Annotated in this window: 25 protein-coding genes and 1 pseudogene; 1 reads left to right on the top strand and 25 read right to left on the bottom strand. The window is 59.2% G+C overall.

Features of this window, described 5'->3' with window-relative positions; all coding sequences use genetic code 11:
- Positions 1 to 31 precede the first annotated feature (31 nt).
- Positions 32 to 922 carry an alpha/beta hydrolase gene (locus PSV26_RS00330; protein WP_300566350.1) on the bottom strand — a complete coding sequence of 297 codons (891 nt, stop codon included), beginning with the start codon at positions 920 to 922 and terminating at the stop codon, positions 32 to 34.
- A gap of 8 nt (positions 923 to 930) precedes the next feature.
- Positions 931 to 2,517, bottom strand: coding sequence for a molybdopterin-dependent oxidoreductase (locus PSV26_RS00325; protein WP_300566347.1), 1,587 nt, complete (start codon positions 2,515 to 2,517; stop codon positions 931 to 933).
- A 117-nt stretch (positions 2,518 to 2,634) separates the two neighbouring features.
- Between PSV26_RS00325 and PSV26_RS00320 the strand changes: the two genes are divergently transcribed.
- A complete protein-coding gene (locus tag PSV26_RS00320) occupies positions 2,635 to 3,420 on the top strand; it encodes an AraC family transcriptional regulator (RefSeq protein WP_300566344.1) in 786 nt (261 codons plus the stop codon).
- A 201-nt stretch (positions 3,421 to 3,621) separates the two neighbouring features.
- Here the strand turns inward: PSV26_RS00320 and PSV26_RS00315 are convergent, their stop codons facing one another.
- The 23 genes and pseudogenes from PSV26_RS00315 to PSV26_RS00205 all read right to left on the bottom strand — a co-directional run bounded on the left by PSV26_RS00315 (position 3,622) and on the right by PSV26_RS00205 (position 23,229).
- Positions 3,622 to 4,896 (bottom strand): YncE family protein, encoded by a 1,275-nt coding sequence (locus PSV26_RS00315; RefSeq protein WP_300566341.1) that lies wholly within the window; start codon positions 4,894 to 4,896, stop codon positions 3,622 to 3,624.
- Between the two features lie 39 nt (positions 4,897 to 4,935).
- Positions 4,936 to 5,799 (bottom strand): creatininase family protein, encoded by an 864-nt coding sequence (locus PSV26_RS00310; protein ID WP_300566338.1) that lies wholly within the window; start codon positions 5,797 to 5,799, stop codon positions 4,936 to 4,938.
- Between the two features lie 4 nt (positions 5,800 to 5,803).
- Positions 5,804 to 6,015: pseudogene (locus PSV26_RS00305) on the bottom strand (copper-transporting ATPase); the annotation flags it as partial.
- Positions 6,016 to 6,191: 176 nt separating this feature from the next.
- Entirely contained in the window at positions 6,192 to 6,386 is a 195-nt protein-coding gene (locus tag PSV26_RS00300; protein ID WP_300566336.1) for a hypothetical protein, read from the bottom strand.
- Between the two features lie 52 nt (positions 6,387 to 6,438).
- Positions 6,439 to 6,795: a copper-binding protein gene (locus PSV26_RS00295; RefSeq protein WP_300566333.1), complete on the bottom strand. Its 357-nt coding sequence runs from the start codon at positions 6,793 to 6,795 to the stop codon at positions 6,439 to 6,441.
- 13 nt (positions 6,796 to 6,808) lie between these two features.
- Positions 6,809 to 7,297, bottom strand: coding sequence for a DUF411 domain-containing protein (locus PSV26_RS00290; RefSeq protein WP_300566330.1), 489 nt, complete (start codon positions 7,295 to 7,297; stop codon positions 6,809 to 6,811).
- Positions 7,298 to 7,321: 24 nt separating this feature from the next.
- Positions 7,322 to 7,819 (bottom strand): cupredoxin family protein, encoded by a 498-nt coding sequence (locus tag PSV26_RS00285; RefSeq protein WP_293595782.1) that lies wholly within the window; start codon positions 7,817 to 7,819, stop codon positions 7,322 to 7,324.
- A gap of 53 nt (positions 7,820 to 7,872) precedes the next feature.
- Positions 7,873 to 9,285 (bottom strand): copper oxidase, encoded by a 1,413-nt coding sequence (locus tag PSV26_RS00280; RefSeq protein WP_293595783.1) that lies wholly within the window; start codon positions 9,283 to 9,285, stop codon positions 7,873 to 7,875.
- Positions 9,286 to 9,312: 27 nt separating this feature from the next.
- The gene (locus tag PSV26_RS00275; protein WP_300566326.1) at positions 9,313 to 10,731 is read right to left on the bottom strand and encodes a TolC family protein; all 1,419 of its coding nucleotides are present in this window, start codon (positions 10,729 to 10,731) and stop codon (positions 9,313 to 9,315) included.
- A gap of 11 nt (positions 10,732 to 10,742) precedes the next feature.
- Entirely contained in the window at positions 10,743 to 11,066 is a 324-nt protein-coding gene (locus tag PSV26_RS00270; protein ID WP_293595785.1) for a hypothetical protein, read from the bottom strand.
- A 121-nt stretch (positions 11,067 to 11,187) separates the two neighbouring features.
- Entirely contained in the window at positions 11,188 to 11,598 is a 411-nt protein-coding gene (locus PSV26_RS00265) for a hypothetical protein (RefSeq protein ID WP_300566323.1), read from the bottom strand.
- Between the two features lie 217 nt (positions 11,599 to 11,815).
- Entirely contained in the window at positions 11,816 to 12,259 is a 444-nt protein-coding gene (locus PSV26_RS00260) for a hypothetical protein (RefSeq protein ID WP_300566320.1), read from the bottom strand.
- Positions 12,260 to 12,277: 18 nt separating this feature from the next.
- Complete coding sequence (locus PSV26_RS00255) at positions 12,278 to 13,573, bottom strand: MFS transporter (RefSeq protein ID WP_300566318.1); 1,296 nt, start codon at positions 13,571 to 13,573, stop codon at positions 12,278 to 12,280.
- Positions 13,574 to 13,647: 74 nt separating this feature from the next.
- The gene (locus PSV26_RS00250) at positions 13,648 to 14,682 is read right to left on the bottom strand and encodes a cytochrome D1 domain-containing protein (RefSeq protein WP_366945947.1); all 1,035 of its coding nucleotides are present in this window, start codon (positions 14,680 to 14,682) and stop codon (positions 13,648 to 13,650) included.
- A 35-nt stretch (positions 14,683 to 14,717) separates the two neighbouring features.
- The gene (locus PSV26_RS00245; RefSeq protein ID WP_300566315.1) at positions 14,718 to 15,215 is read right to left on the bottom strand and encodes a TPM domain-containing protein; all 498 of its coding nucleotides are present in this window, start codon (positions 15,213 to 15,215) and stop codon (positions 14,718 to 14,720) included.
- A 2-nt stretch (positions 15,216 to 15,217) separates the two neighbouring features.
- On the bottom strand, positions 15,218 to 16,069 hold the full coding sequence (locus PSV26_RS00240; RefSeq protein WP_300566312.1) for a TPM domain-containing protein: 852 nt from the start codon (positions 16,067 to 16,069) through the stop codon (positions 15,218 to 15,220).
- Positions 16,066 to 16,698 carry a LemA family protein gene (locus PSV26_RS00235; RefSeq protein WP_300566309.1) on the bottom strand — a complete coding sequence of 211 codons (633 nt, stop codon included), beginning with the start codon at positions 16,696 to 16,698 and terminating at the stop codon, positions 16,066 to 16,068. The genes PSV26_RS00240 and PSV26_RS00235 overlap by 4 nt, the downstream gene beginning before the upstream one ends.
- Before the next feature lie 174 nt (positions 16,699 to 16,872).
- Positions 16,873 to 17,583 (bottom strand): DUF6629 family protein, encoded by a 711-nt coding sequence (locus PSV26_RS00230; protein WP_300566306.1) that lies wholly within the window; start codon positions 17,581 to 17,583, stop codon positions 16,873 to 16,875.
- The gene (locus PSV26_RS00225; RefSeq protein WP_293595816.1) at positions 17,584 to 18,855 is read right to left on the bottom strand and encodes a cyclopropane-fatty-acyl-phospholipid synthase family protein; all 1,272 of its coding nucleotides are present in this window, start codon (positions 18,853 to 18,855) and stop codon (positions 17,584 to 17,586) included.
- Between the two features lie 123 nt (positions 18,856 to 18,978).
- Complete coding sequence (locus PSV26_RS00220; RefSeq protein WP_300566304.1) at positions 18,979 to 19,482, bottom strand: hypothetical protein; 504 nt, start codon at positions 19,480 to 19,482, stop codon at positions 18,979 to 18,981.
- Entirely contained in the window at positions 19,479 to 20,366 is an 888-nt protein-coding gene (locus PSV26_RS00215) for a ribose-phosphate pyrophosphokinase (protein WP_300566301.1), read from the bottom strand. Before PSV26_RS00215 ends, PSV26_RS00220 begins: the two co-directional genes overlap by 4 nt.
- Positions 20,363 to 21,871 (bottom strand): thymidine phosphorylase family protein, encoded by a 1,509-nt coding sequence (locus tag PSV26_RS00210; RefSeq protein ID WP_300566298.1) that lies wholly within the window; start codon positions 21,869 to 21,871, stop codon positions 20,363 to 20,365. The genes PSV26_RS00215 and PSV26_RS00210 overlap by 4 nt, the downstream gene beginning before the upstream one ends.
- Complete coding sequence (locus PSV26_RS00205; protein ID WP_293595796.1) at positions 21,868 to 23,229, bottom strand: MBL fold metallo-hydrolase; 1,362 nt, start codon at positions 23,227 to 23,229, stop codon at positions 21,868 to 21,870. The genes PSV26_RS00210 and PSV26_RS00205 overlap by 4 nt, the downstream gene beginning before the upstream one ends.
- Positions 23,230 to 23,328: the final 99 nt, after the last annotated feature.

Raw genomic sequence — 23,328 nt, 5'->3', positions numbered from 1 at the left:
GACATTGAGTTATGGCCGTTTTTGCGGTCTTCTACATGAATCCCTGCCAACCCTCTACTTGCCCGGCCGCGAACCTGCGGATCGCAGCCGCCACGGCAGCGGGTTGGTCCTCCGTCACGAACGGCCCCGAATCCTCGATGATCTCGACTCTGGCATCCGGAAAGATCGCCGCCAGCCGATGCGCGTGATCGAGCGGAAAGAAACGTCGACGCTCCCGGGCCCACGCCAGGAGCACGGGCCGGCGGTAGCTCGCCAAGCGCGGTGCCACGTCGATTGTGTAGTGTGGGTGAATCTGCCGGACCAGCGCCGCGAAGTCGCGCCGTGTGCTCGCGTAGTCCCGCAGCGGACCTGTGTACGAACGCATGATGGCAGCGGGAATAGGTCGCTCGGTCAGCAGCCCAAACGCGATCGGCAGCCGTTGCACAAAGCGCCAGCGCAGTGTCTGAGCCAGTAGCCACAGACCCCAAGGAGTGCGTCCGAAGAGACGCAGGTGCCGGATCGGCGGCGGGGGAAAGTTGTCGAATGCGTCGCAGGGGGTTAGCACGAGCCCGGCAATCCGTTGCGGGTGAGCGGAGACGACGTATTGGGCCACAGCGCCGCCCGTGTCATTGGCCACCAGCACGACTTGGTCGAGCCCCGCCGCGACAAGGAATCGCTCGACCATGCGTGCGATCCCGGGCAACGAGAAGTCGGTGCCGGGGCGCATCCCGAGCCGGTGCCCACCGAGTGGCCAGTCCGGTGCCACGCAGCGGTGGTCGGATGCGAGATCCGACACGACTCCGCGCCAGACATCTGCGTTGGCGATGATGCCGTGGAGGAAGACCACGGCGGGGCCCGGGCCACCCCCGCGGATGCGGTATTCGATGCAGCCGTCCTCGATCTCGAGGGTGCGCAGGTCGCCGAGCGAATCGGAGATGGCCATGTCGTCTCCTATGGATTTGTCGTTCCGCTGCGGCGTTTCGGCGCCGCATCCGGCCGATCTCGGCGCCAAGCCTGCAGGCCCAACCGCGCGAGTTGCAAGCGGCCGCGCACATGATCGGCGAGCCACCAAACAAACTGGCGGGACCGTGGTGGGTGCCGCTCGTCGACGCTGATCTCCACGCGGTGGTATCCGCCGGCACCGCCGGGGTATGGCGCAGCGATGGTTTCGCTCTGCACACCATCACGCCCCCAGGCTCGTGCTTCGACGAAGTGGCGACCCGAAGTGGCCTGCCAGCGGACGGACCAATGACGCCATGCGCGTGGTCCCAAGGCGTCCGCCAGTGTGCAGACCTGCCAGGCGCCGCCATCAACTCGCAATTCGACCCGCATAACCCCGTGGGGTGGACTCCAGGCCACACCAGCGGCCACCTGCTCACCTGGCAACAGGCTCGCCGAGGTGACTGGTACATCGATTCGGCATTGCGGCCCCATGCGCGACGGCACGCGCGGCCAGCCCTTGCGCTCCGCATAGTCAATAGCGTACTCGAAACGTGTCACCTCGATCGTTTGCAACCACTTGATGTTGGAGTCGTAGCCGTGAATACCCGGCACCAGCAACCGCAATGGTGCACCGTGCGCTCGCCTCAGAGACACACCATTCATCGCGTAGGCGAGCAGTGGTTCGTAGCCTTGTTCGATCAGCGCCAGGCTGAAGCCGGCGGTAAAGCCGTCAACCGAATGCAGGCGAGTGTGATCGGCGCTCTCTGATACGCCGGCGCTGGCAAGCAGGTCGGTAAGCCGGACACCCTGCCAGCGGGCGTTGCCGATGAACGGACCGCCCACCGGGTTGTGCACGCACATCAGCACGGCATCGATCTCCACCGAGGGCAAAGCAAGTAACTGGTCGTAAGTCAGAGAAAGAGGACGGTCGACGAGGCCGACGACTGTAAGCGTCCAACGGTGCCGATCAACCATGGGGGTCGGAAACGTCACATCGGTCACATAGAACCGTTCGGGCGCCGTAAACAATGGGGAGATGCCCGGAATGTCCAGCGTGGCGCCAGAAGAGGCGGTCGGCAAAGGCTGCTGCGGCAACGGCAACACCGGCTGATGGCGCTGGGAACTGGATCGCGCCGCGGCGCGCAACCCGGCCACCCCCAGCGCCAGCGCAAAAGTGATCGCCAAGACCCCCGTGGGCGACAACCACATGCCGCCAACCCCACCGGCAAACGCTGCGAGTCCGATGCCGCACGCTGCGACACGACTCAGTTCGTCACGCCGCCACAGCGCCACCAGCCCGATGACCCCGAGTAGCACGAGCGTCACGACGAGCGCCGCGCGGCTGGCGAGCGCGGCCAGCGCCGGCACACTCAATGACAGCAGCAGCAACGTCGCAGCAATGACAGGTTTATCCGCCCGGCGCAACAGCGCCACCCCGAGATCGATCAGGGGTGTCGGAATGGCGTCGATCAACCACCGGCCGGTTGCGCGCAGGGGCGAGGTCTGCGTGCCGTGTACCGCGGCGGCGAACTCGCCTGCCGCTACCTGCACCAGGGCCGCGCCCAATCCTCCGAGCCAGAGTTCCGAATAAATCATAGAGTTTCGCTTCGCGTCAAAGATTTGACCGGTTGGCGGTAGGGGAACCCCACGGCCTCCATATGTCAGCAGTCTCGCCCCCTTGGCCCCGCCGGGCTAGAATAAACTGGCAAACAAGTGACCAACGAACTACCGACGATCCGCCTCTATCTCTGGCCGCACCGCTTGCTCTATCTCGGGCCTGGCATGGACGCGGGCATGCATCATCATCATGCGGCTCAACTTTGCGTGGGGCTCGACGGGCCGCTGCGCTTGCGCTCCGGAGAGGATCTGAAGTGGGGTGAGCACCAGGGGTTCTACGTTCCGCCAGACGAACCGCATGAGTTCATCGCCACCGCCACGTCGACAGCCATCGTCTATGTGGAAGCCGAGAGCGCCGAGTTCGCGGCGCTGCAAGCACCATCGCAAGGCGCGGCAGCGATCCGGGCGGCCGCCCCCCGGTCCTCTACCATCGAGGCGTTGCGGCAGCTCGCTGCCACCGGGGGCTCCGCCGAACAAGCTGATGCAATCTGTCTCGCATGGTTGGGATTGACCGAAGCCGCGCAACAACGCCGCATACTCGACCCGCGCATCGTGGACAGCCTGGCGTTGATCCGCACCCAACTCGATCAACCGTTGCGCCTGTCTGCTCTCGCCGCCGCGCTGAACATGTCGCCGAGTTGGCTGAGCCATCAGTTCACCGAACAGATCGGCATGCCCCTGCGCCGCTATGTGTTGTGGCAGCGGCTGTGGCGGGCGGTGGAGTCGGCGCTGATGGGGAGTACATTGACCGAGGCCGCGCACGCGGCCGGTTTCAGCGATTCGTCCCATCTCTCGCGCACCTTCCGGGGGACCTTCGGTGTTGCCCCGTCCTTCTTGTTCGGACGCCGGGATCAGGTATTCGTCTGCTTCGCGAACGATTGATATGTTTGATGCCTGTCGGCAGCTTATCGACCCTACCGGCGTCTGAACAGTTTTGCATTTCGCAGTAGATCAACACCACGCTTGCCATCGCCGCGCATGCCAGGCACTACCCCGGCGCGGCCGCGCCACGCTGTACACAAAAGCGGCCGCCGTCCCTAAACCGACCAGACTCTACATGTTCGACAGCATGAGCTGAAACGCTCAGCGCATGTTTCCCGTGTGCCCCAAGGAGTATCGACCTGGCTGCGGCCAAACGGTTAAACCGTGCGGCTCGCGACCGACGCTGATCTTGTCGACTGCACCGCTGCTTGTATCGAACCGGTAAACCTCGTTGTCATACCGTCCGGACAACCAGAGAAATTTTCCGTCGGCGCTCACATTGCCCATATCGGGACTACCACCGCCGGGCACGGTCCAGGTGGTTTGGACCACACGGGTAGCAAAGTCGACAACCGAGACACTGCCCTTACCGCCAGCACTGCCACGAATCTTGGTGGTCCCACGATTTGCGACATACAGACTTTTGCCATCACGGCTTGGGTACAGGCCGTGCGCCCCTGTGCCGGTGGTAATAAAGCCGGTCTGCCGGAATGGCTCGAGGTCCACTACATGCAAGCCACCGGCCACCATATCGGCGATAAAGAGTGTTTTTCCGTCAGGCGAGATCCGAATATCCTGGGGCATACCTTGTGTCGTGCTCAATGTCGCACCCGGGCGACCAGGGTCTGCCATCTGTTTCGGTTTCTTGCCAGGTTTGGCGAGTAGTGCCAACACCTCAGGTCGGTCAAAATAAGCACTGAGTCTGATTGTTGCTATGACTCGACGGTTAGCCAGATCGATCTTGGTGATGGCACCGCCGAACTCACAGGTGAATACTGCGTACCTGCCGTCCATCGAGAAGTCAGCATGGTTGATACCCGCACATGCCGGCGTCTCGATCGAGAACTCCAGCTTCATGCTTTGCGGGTCGCGAAAATCCAATCGCTTGAAGGCTTCGGCGACCACGATGGCATAGCGACCGTCGGGCGACCAATACAGGTTGTAGGGATCATCGACCGGAATAGATGTGCCGGTTTTGCCGGTTCGAGGATTGATTGGCGTCAAACTACCGTCGGTTCGTCCTTCTGCATTGTTGGCCACCCAGAGAGTTTGCAGGTCCCAGGAAGGAACGATGTGCTGTGGGTCCACCCCCACCTTGAGCGTATTGACCACTTTCAAAGTGCGCGGATCAATAACAGACACGGTGTTGGCCGAACGATTGGGAACATAGACCCTCTCCAGAGCGCCCACCACCGCTGGCGATAGGCGTCCAACGGCCGTTTCGCTGTACAGATTACTGCGGTCGGGTACTGAAGGCATTCCCGGGACATCGGCAGCGTTGGGCTGGCGGGTTTGCGCCAGGGTGCGCTCCGGTGAAACGAAAGGCGCCAGAGTGACGATCACCGCAGCAATTACCAGAGATTTTTTGAAGTTCATGTGAATAGAGTCCTGGAGGTTGGACGGAAGCGGCCCACGCTAGGGACGCTGTGTAATGGCCTGCCGGATGGATTGCACACTTTTGTCCACAATCACGTCCACGCCGATGCGGCCCAACACTGCACTTGACCCCTTGGGGTCACCGGACACGCCAGAAGATGGCTCACTCGAGGGTGAATTGCCGAGCTGCTCTACCCTCACACGGCTCGGATCGACAGCCATCATTAGGGAGGTGTCGGCCAATCCGGCGTGCGTGCCGATTTGTCCGATGGATAGGCCACGCGCCCGCAAGGCCTGCGCAAAATCTTCATCAGCAGCGCGGTAATAAGCGGGAATATAGTGCGCTCGCGTTTTTGAAATGGCCCACTCGCGGTTAAGGCGCTGAGCTACTTCCTTCAAAAGGCTTTGATAGCCTCCATGATCACCAATGAACACGATATCCAGGAAGCCATGTTGCTTCAAACTTCGACCTGCGCCGAGCAGCACTGCAATGAAGGCATCGTCAGGGATTGAAATGCTGCCGGCAAACCGCATGTGTCCGGACGGCGGAGAAATCTGGCCTTCCGGGACATAGGCAACCACTGGCGCCACCAGCGCGTTGCCTAGTTTCCCGGCGATCTGGCCTGCCAGGACATGGACTCGAACATTATGCTTGCCCAAGGCCATGTGCGGGCCACTTTGCTCTGTCCCTCCGACCGGAACGATTATGGTGGTCGCGCCAACGCGCAGGGCGTCGCGGGTCTCCGTCCAAGTTAAATCATCAAGGTACACGCTGAAGGGCGTAGCCTGTGCGCCTTGGTAATACAGCGCTCCTAATGTCAAACACAGTGCGCCGACAATACGGCGCAAGTACATCGAAGCCGACTTTTCCGTTGCATTGATCACCGATTTATTGAGATGCATATATTCATTTAGCCTGGCGCAAGCGTAACGCGTTTGTAATTACCGATGCCGAGCTCAAGCTCATCGCCAAGGCTGCAACAATCATGGGTGATAACAGCCAGCCGGGAAGGGAAACAGACGGCCCGCCGCCAAGGGGATACGCAGAGCGTTGTACACAAAAGCAAACCCCAGGTTTTACCTCACGTTTGCCACGGTCGCCTGGGACAGCTCCCTCGCCGTCCTTGCGCTGCATTGACGCTGTCGGTTGATCGTGCAAAAGTTGCTCAGGCTCAGGGTCGAAAAGCTTTTCGCTGCCTTGGTTGTGTTCGTGATGTTCGTGTTGTTCCATGACAGCTGCCTTTCCGGGCTTGCAGTACACGAGCAGGTTTAATGCGATGTCGATGTTCTTCACCCTATTTCGGCCTCTTCTTTCGAACCCGGCGCGGGTGCCCGCGCGCTGTCTTTGCTATCTTGAATTTCTTTCTATCGCGCCACAGCAGATAACCTATTAGCGCAAAAATCACCAGCGCCGCCACGGCACTGGCCACCAGCGCGGTGGTCAGCGTTTCGTGCGAAACATTCGGCAAATTACGAAATTCGTGTGGCATCAGAACATTCCACTGGATCCGCCGGCGCATCTGCCCGGCAGATCGATAGCCACTATTTCGCCGGTTGGATGTCGGTCACGACAATGGCGCCGCCGGCCTTCTCGGCGGTGAAACGCACCTTGTCGCCTGCTTTCACCTTGTCCAGCATGGCTGGATCCTTGACCTGGAACACCATGGTCATACCTGGCATGTCCAGATTTTTGATCTCGCCATGCTTCATGGTGATCTTCTTGGCTTCTTTGTCCACTTTGCGCACTTCACCATCGGCCATGCTGGCCTCGGGTGCAGCGGCCTCTTTCTTTGCTTCACCCATCGGCATAGCACCGCTACCGTGGTTCATGGTCGATTGCGCGTGAGCTGCACCGGCAAACAGGGCACCGAGGATCAGAACGGTTTTAAGGGATTTCATGGTTAACTTCCTTTCAGGAAATAGTGGAAAATTTTGAAAAGTAGGATTTAAATATGCTGGTGCTGCCATCGGCTTTGACCAGCAGCACGTCGTAAGCGTCTTTGCGCTTTCCATAGATGGGGCCGTCCATGCCCGGGGAGCCCACAGGCATGCCGGGCACGCCCAATCCGATCGCTTTCGGACGTTTCGCCAACAGGCTCTGAATGTCACGCGCCGGTACATGGCCTTCAACGGCATAGCCGCCGACCTCTGCGGTGTGGCATGAGCCCAACTTGGCAGGAATACCGAGCCGGGCCCTTGCCGCCGTGTTGCCGCTGTCGTGGACCCGCACATCAAAGCCGCTGTCCTCCAAGTGTTTCACCCAGTCTTTGCAGCAGCCGCACTCCGGGTCTTTCCAGACGTCGACGAGGGGACGGGCATTGGCGAACGCGCCGCTACCAAGACTGAGCTGCGCGCCGGCTACAAATACCGGGAGAATTTTGAGGAACGAGCGTTTTTTCATGAGGCCTCCGCAGGGCTCAGGTGTTTACTTGGAGGCCATCACAGTGACTTTGCCCACCATCCCGGCCTGATAGTGGCCAGCGATCAGGCAGGCATAGTCAAAAGTGCCTGGCTTGTTAAAGGTCCAGATGATCTCGCCTGTCTTGCCGGGGCCGACATGGGCCATGTAGGGCTCCTCGTGCTCCATGCCGGGAAACTTCATCATCAGTGCAGCATGCTCGTCCAGGTCTGTCTTGGTGCCGATCACCATTTCGTGCATGACTTTCCCGCCGTTTTTTATGATGAATTTGATCGTTTCGCCTTGTTTGACTTCCAGCTTGTCAGGGTTGAAGCGCATGTTATCGGTCATGGTGAAAGTCACCGTGCGGATAACGCTTTTGGCATCGCCCGCGATGCCCCACGCTTTTTGTTCCTTTTTGACGGGACCGGCTTTTTTGACGTGAGTTTCGTCGCCATGCGCCAGCGCCAGAGCGCCTGTGGTGGCAATCAGGGTACCCAAAACAATGGAGGTCAGTTTTTTCATGAAAATTCCTACTAATGGAAGGTTGAGGGAAAGTCGATGGAGGAAAAAAAGGATCAGTGCTTCATGTTGCCCATGGGTTTGCGCACCTGGACTTCAACTTCTTTGGCAGGCATGTTTTGGACCGGCATCGATTTGCCACCTTCTGCGGCGAAGCGCGCAGGGTTGGGCAGTGAGCCCGTCCACTCATAGGCGATCTCGCCGGCGGGATGCTTGTACCAGCCCGGATCTTTGTAATCACCTGCCTTCTGGTCCTTCCGTACCTTCACCATTGAAAACATGCCGCCCATTTCGACCGAGCCGAACGGGCCGGTGCCCGTCATCATGGGCGCGGTGTTGTCCGGCAATGGCATTTCCATCTCGGCCATGTCGGCCATGCCGCGCTCGCCCATCACCATGTAGTCGGGAACCAGGTTGGTGATTTGCTTGGCAATGCCGCGGTGCTCGACGCCGATCATGGTTGGGACGTCATGGCCCATGGCGTTCATGGTGTGGTGGCTTTTATGGCAATGGAACGCCCAGTCGCCCTCTTCGTCGGCCAGGAACTCGATCTGCCGCATCTGGCCTACAGCGACGTCGGTCGTGACCTCGTACCAGCGGGTGGATTTTGGGGTCGGCCCGCCGTCGGTACCAGTCACAAGGAACTCGTGCCCATGCAAGTGCATGGGGTGATTGGTCATCGTCAAATTACCGATGCGGATCCGGACCTTGTCGTTCTTGCGAACCACCAGCGGATCGATGCCAGGGAAGATACGGCTGTTCCAACTCCACAGGTTGAAGTCCAGCATGGTCATGATTTTCGGCGTGTAGGCACCAGGGTCGATATCGTAGGCATTGAGCAAAAATACGAAGTCCCGGTCCACGTCATCAATCAGTGGGTGCTTGGCCTTGGGATGAGTGATCCAGAATCCCATCATTCCCATGGCCATTTGCGTCATCTCGTCGGCATGCGGGTGGTACATGAACGTGCCCGGCCGTCTTGCCACAAACTCGTACACAAACGTCTTGCCCACCGGAATGGCCGGCTGGTTCAATCCGGCAACGCCGTCCATACCGTTTGGAAGGCGTTGACCATGCCAATGGATGCTGGTGTGTTCGGGCAGCTTGTTGGTGACAAAAATGCGGACACGGTCGCCTTCGACCACCTCGATGGTTGGCCCGGGGGACTGGCCGTTGTATCCCCAGAGATGGGCCTTGAAGCCCGGTGCCATTTCACGCACCACAGGTTCGGCCACCAGATGGAACTCCTTGACGCCGGCATTCATACGCCAGGGCAGCGTCCAACCATTCAAGGTCACAACGGGGTTGTACGGGCGGCCAGTGCTGGGCATCAACGGCGCCATGGTGTCGGGCTTGGTTTGCAGGACCGGCTCAGGCAGCGCAGCCATGGCGACCCTGCTGACGGCCGCGGCAGCGACTGCCGTAGTTATTGCCCCAGCGCCTGTCAGAAAATTTCTTCGATTTGTCATGTCAATTCCGTAAATAGTTGATCAGGTCTAGTGGCCGGCATCGGCGCCGCCGCTGGTGGCACCCCCTGCGGCCATGGCCATGGAGGTCGGCTTGCCCGTCATCGACGCGGCAAGCGCGGCATCGGCGAGCCAGAACTGCTGGTAGGCGTTGATCGCCGCAGTCACGCTGGAGATCTGGTCTCGCGTGTCGGCCAGCAATTCGAAGACGCCGATCAGCATGCCGTTGTAGCGAAGGATGTTTTCTTCAGCCATTGTTTTGCGAAGCGGAACGATTTCGTCGCGGTAGTGCTTGGCAACGTCATAAGCAGTCCTGTAGGCGGAGTAGCTTTCGCGAAGCTGTGATGACGCGCCGCGCACCGTGCTTTCGTAGCGGCTGGCGGCGGCCAGGGACTGGGCGTTCATGACACCACGTTGTGCGCTACCCCAGTCAAAGATCGGCAGCCGGATCCCCAGCTCGAACCCCCGCCTGGGCGTGCTGGTGCCGGCCGAATTGTCAAAAACGGTGTCCCTGCGAATGCCCAACTCCACATCCACCAGGCTGTTGAGCAGGTTCAGGCCTTGTGACTTGCCAGCGATATCGAGCTGGCTACGCGCCATCTGCACATCCAGGCGCTGCTGCATGGCATTGGCATTGACCACCTCGGGTTGACGCGGCGCTTTGGGCAGATCGGGCAGGCGCTCGGGGAGCTTCAGCTCTTTGGCCTGGGCGTCGGTCAAACCCAATTGACGGATCAACTCCTCCCGCGCAGCAGTCGCGGCGTGCTGGCTGGATGCCAGCTGCGCCGTGGCATCCGCGTAAAAGGCCTGCTGGCGCGTCCGCTGCAGCTTGGTGAAATTGCCCACCTGCTGCATGCGTTTGGCCAGCTCGGCGCTCGCTTGCGCGGTGCGATTGACCTGTTCAGCGTATTGCAGCGTCTGCTGAGCGGTGACTGCCCTGATCCAGCCCTGACGCACCTGTGTGACCTGCTCGACCACATTGGCACTGAGCTGGACTTTGGCCTGGTCGGTTTGCCCGCGCGCAATGATCCGGCGCTGCGGCAGCGTCAACAGGTCCAGCAAGCCGAACGATAGCAAGCGGCCCAGTTCCAGCTCATCCGCAAAGCGGATCCGTTCAAACGTAAAAACAGGGTTGCTGATCCGCCCTGCCTGGTTGGCCTGAGCCAGTTCGGACCAGCTTTGCGCCAGCAAGGTCTGCACAGCCGGACTGTTCGCCAGCGCCAGCTGGACGGCGTCGTCCATCGACAAAGGTTTGCCCAGCAGCTCGTTGGTCAGCTTGGTCCTGGCTTGCTGCTGTTGTGCGGTACGGCTGAGCTCAAGCTTGCCGCCAGTAAATGTGGTAGTCGAGTCGTTGGCGTCCTGAACAGCCTGATCAATGTTGACGGAAGCGCAGCCTGCCAGCACAAGGACGGCGGCGGTCAGTGCGCCCAGTCGAAAAATTCTTTTCATGGGTCGTCCTGTCACTGTTTGGAATGCCCGGCATGCGGGTCGGGTTTAGCTGAGGCGCCTGGGGCCGAGGGCTCTTGTGCTTCTTTGGCGTACACGCGCCATCCGCCGATGCTGCCAACGCGATCATTTGCCTCCTTCCAGGAGAGCGTTTTTTCGTCGGTGTACGGCTGATAGCCTTCGAATGCTGAGCGGTACTCCGGGGGCGTGGGTGATGATGCCGCCGCCGGATTGGCTGGCGCGGCTGATGGAGCACTTGCGGGAGCGGCTTGTGCTAATGCAAGCGCCGGCAAGGCGGATAGCAGGACCAGCGAACTGGTTAACAAAGATTTAAACATGAATTCCTCGCGTTTTCAAAGGGCGGCGAACACGAAGTCATCCCGCAAGGGATTCTTCGAGGGCGAGCAGATGAAAAGTGCCTGTGACTGCGGCGCGAACGGCCGCAGCTCTACAGGCGCGTCAGGCGCGAGGTGGTTTCTCGGGCTGGCGCGAGGGAACGGTATCGATCAGCACGAAAGGCTCGGCCAGATCAGCATGGGGGGAAGGCGAGATTGCGACCGTACGGGGCAAATCAGCGATGGCCACGACGCTGCAGCAAGAAGCGCATACGCCGCACTTGTGAGTGGCGTCCGGTAATTGCGATTGGACGTCGGATGCTTTGTCGACCTGTTGCACCAGCAGTGCAGCCTGCAGGTGCTCATGCTGCAAGGCCATGCCATCCGCGTGATGAGGCTCCACGGCGATCATTTGACTTTGCGCTGTCTCATGGCTTGGGCTCCAGCTGCAATAAAGCATGGATGCCGCAGCAAAGCCCTGGAGGGGCAAGGCCAGCATCAGCAAGCAAAGCAACAAGTGGCGAAAGCGCAACATAGTGATCAGATTCTACCCGGTGTTTTTAGTCCTACTGTGCCACAAGGGTAAAGATCAGTTTTGCGCTGACCACTGCCGCCAAGGCTTGGAATTCACGAACCTTTTGGGGTTTGAAAATGTTCTATTGCTCTACGCCAGGCACGGTATCTCCCACCGCCACGGAATAGCGATGAACGCAAACCTGGAGGCCCATATGAATGTGAATCGCCTCAACGGCTTAGTCACGCTGCTTCCGGTCAAGCCACCACGTCGAAAACTTGAATATGACGGGTGGCAATACCAGCATTTGCAGCACTGGCGAAAGGCCGACACCCAAGCCTGGTAAGCGTGGCATGCGCGCCGTGTAACTCCAGCGGTCTAAGACATACACAGCGCCCCATTCAATAGCCAGGGCAATAGCGAATCCGGTAAAGATCATCAGAGCGTAACCGCCGAGTCCCGGCTGGCTAAACCAGTCCGTCCGGCCCAGCACAATGACGCCGACGCCAAAGATAATCAGTACGATTAGGCCGTCCCCTAGGCTGGGGACGACGCAATGTACTGCAAACTCCAACAAGTCACCTTCCTCCACATATAGCGGCATCTGCGCCACCTCCCACAGAAAATTGAGCGGTACGCTAACCACGAATAAGGTTGCAGCTATTAGTAATAGTTTTGCCATGGTGTGTCCCATGATTACTCAGTCACGCGGTTCTGGCAAAGCCGGATGAATGGTCGGCGACGCGTAGACGGCCGACAACCATCGCGGGCACATCAGCAAGAGCACGAGCATCACCGCCAAAGGAAGAGCTAGCCATGCGAAGCTGTCACGGGCGAAAGCACCGAAGATCCATCCGCCGGCGGACGATCCGAGCGTCTGCCCGAAACTAGCCGCCGCGGCAAGCCCACCCATCGTAACGCTGAGCATCTGTCGCGAAACACTCGCGCCCAAGTAGGCGATGACTGGGAGAACCAAACCGGTTCCAGCGGCTGTAAGACTGATGCCCACATACATCCAAATATCTGATCGATGGCGAGCGAGCACCAGCAGCCCTGCCATCGCCAAAAGCAACCCTACGCCGATCAACCATCTGCTTTGAACTCTTTCAAGCATATTCGTGAAAAACAGCAGGGCGTTGACACCAAGCATCACAAGGCTGCACTCGGCGAACATCAATCCGATCTCGCGCGAAGAGACGCCAGGGTGTTGCTGTCCTTGCAGGAGTATCCCCAACTCAAAACCCGCGAGCACGAGCATGACAACTCCATTCAGCCACCACAACGCGAGATGGCGTCCTTCAGTGGAAGCACCCGGACTTATCTGCGCCGCTGCGTTGGCAGGCTGCGTCGTAGGCAGTGTCACGGTGAGTCCCGCCATCATGGTCGCACCGAGCACAGCGGAAAGAACAATAACAAGACGTGCGGAGAGCGAGGGGGAAACCACCCCTGAAATCAACAATGCGCCGATCCCGTCTGCTACGACTCCCATCCCAGGTCCGAAGAGAAATCCGAGTAGCGACATGGCACTGAGCCAAGCGAAGCGCCGCGCGCGCTGCTGCCTAGGAGTGTGTTCAGCAACCAGTGCGGCAACAACCGGAACCACCGCCGCCACGAAGAAGCCAGTTGCACCGCGTAGCACATACATTCCCCACAGGCTGCTCAATGTAGGAACCAGCAAAAGAAGCAGGCTAGCAACGTAGCCAACGAGTCCAACAACCAGTATCCGGCTCCGCCCGGCGCGGTCCGACATCACACCCCACAGAGGGGCGCCGACCAGTACGCCGCCAGCGTACGTGCCGCTTAGAAAGCCGACGTGGCGTGCAATTTCAGCCTCAGTCGCACCTGGCGTCAACTCAGACAGCCATCCCGGCAAGAGAGGCATGAGCGCCCCATAACCGGCCGACACAACAAACACCGCCGCAGCCAGCCACCCCAACTGCACAGGCTGCAATCTGGGGAGATCAGCCGCTGCAGTTAACGGAGAGACAGAAGTCATTGCAGTAATAAAATTTCAATGCTGAAAACCTTAGCTCGCCATTGCTGCCCTGTTGCCGCATAGCCCTACCATGGTCAAGGGGTCACGCTGACACCATTGGGCAGACGGCCGACAGGGATGGTGGCGATCACCTTGCGCTGCAAGATATCGACAACGGAGACTGTGTCCTCGTAAAGGTTAGTCACAAAGGCATGGAGTCCCTTGCGATCAATTGCCACGCCGTGAGCACCCTTTCCGGTCTTGATCGTCGATACGACCTTGAAGCTACGAAGATCAATGATGCTGACAGTGCTACCTGGGTTTTGCCGTGTTCCCTGATTCGCCACCAACAATAGCTGGCTGTCAGGTGTCGCGTACAACTGAATCGGAACTGTACCCACAGCTATCCTGCTGATAACCTTTCGACTCACAGGGTCAATCACGGCGACCCGGTTTTCCCCAGACAGCGACACGAACCCCAGCCGACCATCGGGCGTAAAACCCACCTGCGCGGGACCCCTGCCGACAGCGATTTGCAAAGTTTCCTTTCGTACCGCCGTGTCAATGACCGAGATGGTTCCGCCCTTGAGGTTGGCGACCCAGGCTTGTTTGCCGTCCGAACTGATCCGCATGCCGTGTGGGGATGCGCCGACCGGAATTGTGTCAACAACCCGTTTCGCAGAAATATCCACCACACTAACGGTGTTCTCGCCGCCGTTTGCGACGTAAGCAAAACGGCCATCGGGCGTCACGACCACGTGTGCGGGATGCATGCCGACTGGCACCTTAGCCGCCACCGCATCGGTGGTGGTGTCAATGGCCCAAATTTCTCCGCTGCCAGCCATTGCGCCACGCTCGGACTTGGGCATGTTGTGGACCGCCTTTGCCGGTTCACCGTTGTTGGTCACCCAGACCTGCCTGCCATCAGGCGCGACCTGGACGTTGTGCGGGCCTTGACCGACCGGGATGCTGCCGATCCTCTTGAAGGATGTCGCGTCGATGACGCTGACAGTGTTCCCCTCTTCATCCGCGACATAGACCTTCTCCGCCGCGGCGTAGGACGCCCCGGCAGCCAACAGCGCACTGATCTGCACAACTGAGACCAACCATTTCATTGAGCTTTTTCGCATAGTAATGACACTCCTAAGTTTGAAATCGACCAGCCTTAAAGGATTACCGGCTTGTCCGGCAGTTCATCAACACTGCGACCATTGGCGGGAAAATTCTCCACCAGATGCTGCGTCACAGCCTGCACGCCTTTGAGCGCACCGCTCTCATAGTTCGATTGTTTGAAGGCCGTTTCCATCTGGCGGCAAACCTTGCTCCATTCTTGTGATCCCACTTTTGCGTGAATCCCGCGGTCGGCAACAATTTCTACCGCCCGATCAGCGAGCAGCAAGTAAATCAGCAAACCACTGTTGTCTTCGGTATCCCAAACGCGGAGTTGCGAGAAAACTTCAACGGCCCGTTCTTTGGCCGTCTGCCCCTTAAACAGCGGCATGCCGTCTAGCCCGCCCTCCACGACAAATCGGATTTCTCCGACATGCGCGGTCTCGCTTGCTTTGATAGCTTTTTCGATAGCGCTCAAAGTACTGCGCGGAAAGGCTCGCCTGACCCGCCCTTCGGTGAGCAGTAAATGCGTCAAGATGCGTTTGATATTCATGATTACCATTTCCCCGACGCGCCGCCGCCACCGAAGCCACCGCCTCCTCCTCTGAAGCCACCGCCACCAAAGCCGCCTCGCCCGAATCCTCCGTAGTGCCCGCCGTGTCCATGCCCGCCCATGCCTCCACCTAACAACGTGATGAACAGCGCGATCACTCCAGCGAGCAACGCCACGGATAAGGCGCCAGCGATAAGCCAGGCAACTACTGCAACTGCCCCACCTGTGACCAGCGAGCCGGGTACTTTGCCCAACGTTGCCCGCAACACGCCGCCCACTGCGAGAGCGACAATGAAAAGGATAGGGGCGTACTGCCGGACGTCTCCGGTACTGGTGGCAGGTTGCCCGATGGGTGCCGGCAAGGGCTCACCGTCAACGACGCGGATGATCTGCTCGACCCCGGCCGTGATGCCACCGTAGAAGTCTTGCTGCCTGAAGCGAGGCAGAATGGTTTCGCTGATGATGCGTTTGCTGGTGGCGTCATTGAGCGGCCCTTCCAGGCCATATCCCACCTCAATACGTAGCGTGCGATCGTTTTTGGCAACAACCAGGATAGCACCGTCATCAACTTTCTTGCGTCCGAGCTTCCATTGCTCTGCAACCCGCAAGGAAAATTGCTCGATTTCTTCCGGCGCTGATGACGGGACTATCAGGACAGCAAGCTGACTGCCCTTCCTTGTCTCAAACGCTGTCAACGTTTTCTCCAGTGAGGCCTTCTGCTCTGCGGCAAGCGTGCCGGTTAGATCAATGACATGCCCAGACAAAGGCGGGACCGGTGCTTGCGCTATAGAGAATGCAGCCCAGCCAAGTGCGAATGCAAGGAATAAGGCCCTGCCTGCGCTTCTCGCAATCATTTGGCCACACCTGAAGCACCGACTTTGGGATTGGCAGGTGCGGAGTCAAAACCGACACTGGGCGGCTTGGAAATCTCCTTTTCGTTCTCGACGGTGAAGTTGGACTTTTGCTTGTAGCCGAGCACCATCGCCGTCAGATTGGTGGGAAAGGTCCGCACCGTCACGTTGTAGTCCTGCACCGACTTGATATAGCGATTGCGTGCAACCGTAATGCGATTCTCGGTCCCTTCCAGCTGCGCTTGCAGGTCCCGGAAACCCTGGTTGGCCCGTAAGTTCGGGTAGTTCTCTGAAACAGCCAACAGCCTCGACAATGCACCAGTCAGTTCACCTTGAGCCTGCTGAAATTTTTGAAATGCCACGGGGTCATTGACAAGCTCCGGGGTAGCCTGGATTGATGTAGCCTTTGAACGCGCATCAATCACCCTCGCCAGGGTGTCCTGCTCGAACTTTGCTTCGCCCTTCACGGTATTGACGAGATTGGGAACCAGATCCGCACGGCGCTGGTATTGGTTGACGACCTCCGACCAACTCGCCTTGACTTGCTCGTCATTTGTCTGAAATGTGTTGTACCCACAGCCCGTTAGGCTCAGCGCCAATGCTGCGGTCAGGACAGCCAATAGTTTTCGCATACTCTTTTCTCCAAAATGTTTAATTCAACTGTTGTCTCAAAGAGAAGGCCAGTCAGATTGACTACAACCCTCACAACCACGCAGCAGCAGTTCAAGCAGATTTCCCCAACCGCTTGACAGTGCAACGGTGCCCGACGACGATGCGGGTCTTCACCATGTCTAGTGTTTGTACTCCTATGAATAGTGATCAGGCGGGCTGCGTTCGGATAGTCGATCCAACGCCGGATGCCCGCACATACGCTTCGGCTTGTGATGTCCGTCTCTAAGCAAAAGAAAGTGAAGAGAAACGACAACGCTCAACAGCGCGGCAAAGAAGCACCATACCGAGATAAACCAGGTTGTATAGAACCAATAGGCCAAGCCAAAGGACAACAGCGCAAGGACTCCGTAGGCTTTCACCGTTCTATGCGTTGACAGCAAAAGACTGACGGTGGTTGACATCAGGTAAAGCGTCATGGCCACCGCAGCATAGAAATGCGGTGAAACGTACTCGATGTGCTGGCCGATGGGTCGCGAGACGATGGGGAATGCGACCAGGAAGTACAGCAGGTACGCTCCCACCGCGATGCCAGCGGCGGAAAAAACGACAAGCGCTTGCCGTCGGCGTCCGGGTGGTTCAATCAGCAACACGGCGACCGGCACGTAGACTGGCCACAACACATGTGAAAAGAAGGAATACACATGTGTCATCACCGTATTGAGCAAGGGCGCCTCGTGGCTAAACGTCAGCCAAATCACACCCTCGCTCAGCTGCTGGATTGCGAACAACAGCGGTATTGCGGCGAACGGTAATTCGCGTCGACACCGCGCCGATCGCAGCGTCAGCGTACCCAGGCCAAGCAGAAAAGCACCCGCGGTGAAACTGGCCGTGGCGGAAAAGCACATTCAATTCACTCCTGAATTTAGGCCACTGCAGTCTGCGTAGAGGTCGCGCCGCGATAGTGGAACCGGCCATTCGCCAAGGTTGCGCCTGGAGGCGAGAATTTGGTAAATCCCTGTTCCACCAGACTCGAACTCTAGCGCGCAGGCTGCCATGTACAAGCGCCACACACGATAGGTCGCCTCGCCAACTTCGCGCAGCGCAGCGTCGCGGTTGGCCTCCAGTCGTTGCACCCAATGGCGCAACGTCAGCGCGTAGTGCGGCCGCAGACCCTCAACATCGTGGATTTCGAATCCCGCGCGCTCCATCCCGAGTTGAATGTTGCTGACACAATCGAGTTCGCCATCCGGGAAGACATAGCGGTTGATGAACTCAGTGGCCACCGTCTTGTTCCAGCCCTCTTCGTCGTGCGTGATGCCGTGATTGAGGAACAGTCCGCCAGGACGCAGCAGGCGCATGACGGTCGACAGATAGGTCGGCAGGTTGCTCAAGCCGACATGCTCGAACATGCCGACGCTCGACACCTTGTCGTAGACGCGTTCGCCGGCCATGTCCCGATAGTCGCGCAGCTCCACAGTTACCAGTTCCTGCAACCCGTCTGCCTTGATACGCTGCTGGGCGTACTCGAACTGCTGCTGGCTAAGCGTGATGCCGTGGGCCCGCACGCCATGATGCCTGGCAGCCCAGCACACCAGGGCCCCCCAGCCGCAGCCGATGTCAAGCAGCCGCTCGCCGGGCTGAAGTCGAAGCTTGCGGCAGATATGCTCCAGCTTGTTGCGCTGCGCCTGATCCAGCGATTCGTCAAGGCTAGTGAAATAGGCGCATGAGTACACGCGCTCCGTGTCTAGCCACAAGCGATAAAACTCGTTGGAGACGTCGTAGTGAAACTGGATCGCGGCACGGTCACTGTCTTTCGAGTGGCGATGGGAGAAACGCCGGGCGATCCGGGAAGCCAAGGTATCACCCGGCTTGAGATTGGGATCCGTCATGGCGGGCAGGCGCCAGGCATCGCGCAGCAGGGCAAGCTTGTCGTGCCAAGTAAGGGATAGGCGCTCGAAATGCGTCTTTAGTGAGAGTGCGCTGTACAGGTCACCCTCGAAATCAATCACACCCCGGAAGTAGGCATCCGCCAATAACAGCGGACTACGCTCAAGAATCAGACGACGCAGGATGGCGGGATCGCGCAGCACCAGCGTGAAGGATGGCAACTGATCACCGGGCGCATGCAGGATGTTGTTCCACAGCCGCAGGGAAGCTGATCCAGCGTAGCCTCGCATCAAACGATCGAAGATTCTGACAGCCGTTAAGTCTGCAGTGGCTGCATCTGACGCGCTGGCTGGAGTGTTACTTGTCACTGTGGGCCTTTGAAGGTTGACCAACGGGTTCTTGGGCGGGATAGCTTATCGGACTTCGCGATGAGGCGACCAGGCCGACACAGCGAACTCGATCTCGGTGGCTCGGCTGGCCAGCTTGACCATGACGCGGAAGCGGTACGGCCCGCTCCTGGCGGTCGAGAACAACTGGCCGTAGGTCATTTGGCCGTTGACACTCATCGGCGTCAGGTACTTTGGCGGCGTATCGACAATCCCGGTTTCGCTGAGCTGGGCGCGCACCACGGCGTCCCCGATACGCGCGCCGCTACTTGTGAACAGGGCAACGACGAGGTGGTGGACTTGGCCACCGTCCTGCGGCACGACACCATGCATGTCTTCTAAAGCGTGTTTCTCTGACACGACTGCGGCGGGCACGAGACCCCAGTAGAGAACCACACCGTCGCGTTCGAGGCGCGCCTGTGCCAGAACGGCGGACGACCCAAGTGCGAGGATGAGCAGCACAAAATGTGCAGCCAGTTTTGACAACACGAACGACATGGCGGTCTCCCGGATAGTCTGGTTCAGATTCATGGAAGAAACTCGCGCATGCTGGCTGCAATGGCGGAGGCCAGTGCGATGCGATTGGACGGGTGAGAAATCGTGTCGCAGCTCACTATGTCAGCCGCGCCGGCCGCATGCAGATCCTCAAAAGCCGTTTGTGCGAACACAGCATGCACGGCCACGCACACGGGTGCGGCCAGACCGATACGGCGTAGATGGCCAACGGTTTCGATCATGGTCCGTGCGGTCGAAACGATGTCGTCCACCAGCACTGGCGTGTGCGAGCGCCAGCGATCAACCTCAGGGACGGACACTTCGACATCACGATCGCCTCGCCGGGTCTTTGCCAATATGATGAAAGGCACTTCCGCGCGCTGCGCCACATCCCTTACCCACTGGGCGCTTTCCTCGTCAGGCCCAATCAAAAGCGGTTGGCTTACATTCAGCCGTACCCAGCTTGCGACGCCGTCTGCCGCATGGGCCACCCGCGAAGGAATACTGTAAACCTGCGATAGCTCCGCAATCCGGTGCAAATGAGGATCTACAGTGACCAACCAGTCCACATGGCGTGAGATCCACGCCGCTATATGCTGAGCGCTGATCGTCTCACCCGCGTGAAACTGCCGATCCTGACGCATGTAGGCCAGGTATGGAGCCACCAAGCCGACCGATACCGCACCAGCTTCGCGGATGGCGCATGCCAGAAGCAGGAGCGGCACCAGTTTGTCATCCGGTCGGTCAAGCGTGCACACGATGAACACATGTCGCCCTTCGACCGAGGTTTCAGCCCTCACATGGGATTCTCCGTCGGGGAAACGGCGAACCGTTGCAAGTCCGCGATCGAAATCAAAACGAGCAGCCAGATCGTCGGTAAGACGTTCATTGCCAGGCATGGCGATCCCCACGGGCTTCATGATTTTGCCTCCTCGCCCAGTGTCAAAATCGGGTGCGTCGCGAGATAGCGCTTAGCGTAGGCCAGTTCTCCCGGTGCCTCCGCGTGCAATGTGAACAAGGGCTGACCAAGCTGCACAGGATCGCCCAACTTCACATGTAAAGAGAGCCCGGCAGTGGGAGCGCCAGGCGCACCGGCGAGTTTCGCAACCCGCGCGAGCCGTCGACTGTCGATGCCGGAGACATAGCCGGTACGTTCGGCTGTCACCGCTTCAAGCAAAGGGGCGACACCGGGCTCGCGCAACCCACCTTGCGCCTCGCAGATAGCCTGAAACTTGTCCCAGGCCGCGCCGCTGTCAAGTAGTCGCCAAGCCTCCGATTTGCCGGCGCCTGGAATGCTATGCCCGCAGAACTCCAAAAGATCTCCAGCCAGCACCAGCGACCGCATGCGAAGATCCACAGGGGCCGCAGCCGCACCGCGCAACACCGCCAGGACGTCATGCGCTTCCAGTGCGGGGCCAACGCCACGCCCAACGGGCTGTGCACCGTTCGTGCGGACAACCCGCAAGTGGATTCCATGTGCAGCAGCTACCTGTTCAAGCAGGACCTGAAGGCGATGCGCATCTTCATTGGTCCGAATCTTGGCGGTGGGACCAACGGGAATGTCGATCACCGCGTGCGTCGCCCCGGCGGCAATCTTCTTGGACAACACGGACGCGACCAGCTGGGCGTCGCTATCAAGGTCCAGTGGACGCTCAACACGGATCAGCAAGTCATCCGCCGGACTCAGGGTCAGCGCCCCTCCCCATACAAAACAACCGCCCTCGCGTTCGACGACACGGCGCATTGCAGGTAGATCCAGATCAACACGGGTCAACGTCTCCATCACATCGGCGGTCCCAGCCGGTGAAGTGATCGCGCGGGATGAAGTCTTTGGCATTGTCAGCCCAGCTGCAGCGACTATGGAAACTATGATGGGGGTTGTCCGGTTGCCAGGCAAACCTCCTATGCAGTGCTTGTCCGCAATGGGGGTTCGCCCCCAATCAATACGCTCCCCCACGTCAACCATTGCTCGCGTCAGATCGATTGTTTCCTGGAGGTCCATACGCCCACCCGCGCAGGCACTCAGGAAGGCGGCGATGTGCAAATCCGAATATCGGCCCGCAGCGACGTCCGTCACGATGGCCTTGAGCGCAGGGGCATCAAGCCGATGACCGTAGATCTTGGCACGCATGGCACTCAGAGAGTCGAGTGTCGGCGCATGCGCCACGCCGACGATGTCTCCCAAAATGGCATTCAACGCTTTCCAGGCGCTGGTTGAAAGACTGACCTCCCCCTCCGCCAGCAGATCTGAATCGACGACGTTGATTGTCGCTATGATGCGACGGTCGTGCAGGTCTACCTCGACGCGTGTTTGCGCTTCGAACCCTTCAGCGCGGCAGACGTGGCAATCACGCCGCATGTAGATCACGAATTCCTGGTGTGTGTCTATCCCCAGGGGACGCAGCCGCAATCCAACTCCGTTCATCGTGCAATCTCCAAGGTCTGGCCCAGCCGCGGGACGGTCACAGACCAGCCGAGTTCACGCTCTATGCGTTGCCGGAGCGCATCTGCCGGAGCCGGTTCGCCATGATTGAGGAAAACACCCCGAGGTGCCTTCGGAGAAGTTTTGAGCCAATCGACGATCTGGCGCGCGTCGGCGTGGGCGGACATGCCTGGCAAAGACACCACTTCGGCATTGACGGCGACATCCTCCCCGTGAATGCGAATGCTTTTCTCGCCGGCAACTATCCTGCCGCCGCGTGTGCCCCCAGCCTGGAATCCGGCGAACAAGATGGTGTTGCGTCTATCCGGCGCCAGCGCCTTCAGGTGATGCAGCACCCGCCCACCAGTGGCCATGCCACTAGCCGATACGATAACGGCCGGGTAATGTTGGGCGACCAGCGCACGCGACTCCTCTACTGTACGAACCATTTTCGCGACCTGACACATCCCGATGCACTCCTCCGGCGACAGCCGGTGCTCGGCGCGATAGCGGTGATAGATATCGGTCATGTCGATTGCCATCGGGCTGTTCAGGTATACGGGCATGTCAGGGATTTCCGAACGCTCTTTTAAGCGGTAAATCGAATACAAAAGCGATTGGGCTCGCCCGACTGCAAACGCGGGAATTACTACGACACCTCCCCGTGCGGCCGTGCGCCTGATCACCTCGCCCAGCAGAGTTTCGGCATCTGCCCCGTCATGAAGGCGGTCACCGTACGTCGATTCGGCGACGATATAGTCAGCCCGCTCGATAGGCGCAGGCGCCCGCATGACGAGATCGTCCGGGCGGCCCAGGTCGCCTGAGAACAAGATGGTGGTCTCGCCCGCCGTCACCTCGACCGAACCGGCGCCCAGAATATGCCCCGCTGGCCGTAGGCGGAGATGCATACCGGCGACGCCTCTGGCGGGGGCATCAAAAGGCAACGGCTCCAGACGACGCAAGGCCCGGAAAGCATCCTCTTCGGTGTACAGCGGCAGGGCTGGTGTGTGTTTAGACCGCTGGCGGCGGTTGGCATACTCCGCGTCTTCTTCCTGCAACCTTCCGCTGTCGGGCAGCAGAACTCCGCAGACTTCAATCGTGGATGGCGTGGCAAATACCGGACCACGAAAACCCTGCTTGACGAGCAATGGCAAGGCCCCGGAATGATCGAGGTGCGCATGCGTCAGGATGACGGCATCGAGTTGCTTCGGATCGAATGGGAATTCCTCCCAGTTCATCGAGCGTAAATTTTTGTAGCCTTGAAACAGACCACAATCGACGAGCAGCTGTTTCCCTTCATGGGTGACGAGTGTCTTGGAACCGGTGACAGTGCCCGCGGCACCGAGAAATGCGAGTTTCATGTGGGAACTTTCAGGAAAGTGATTGAAAATACGGTTTCGGATGACACAAACACTGGTTTAGCCATTGCAGTACGGCAACCACCGGTCGTATACGAAGAA

It is taken from the genome of Polaromonas sp., from assembly GCF_029945685.1.
GTDB lineage: Bacteria > Pseudomonadota > Gammaproteobacteria > Burkholderiales > Burkholderiaceae_C > Polaromonas.
This window is presented reverse-complemented; position numbering and strand designations above follow the sequence as displayed.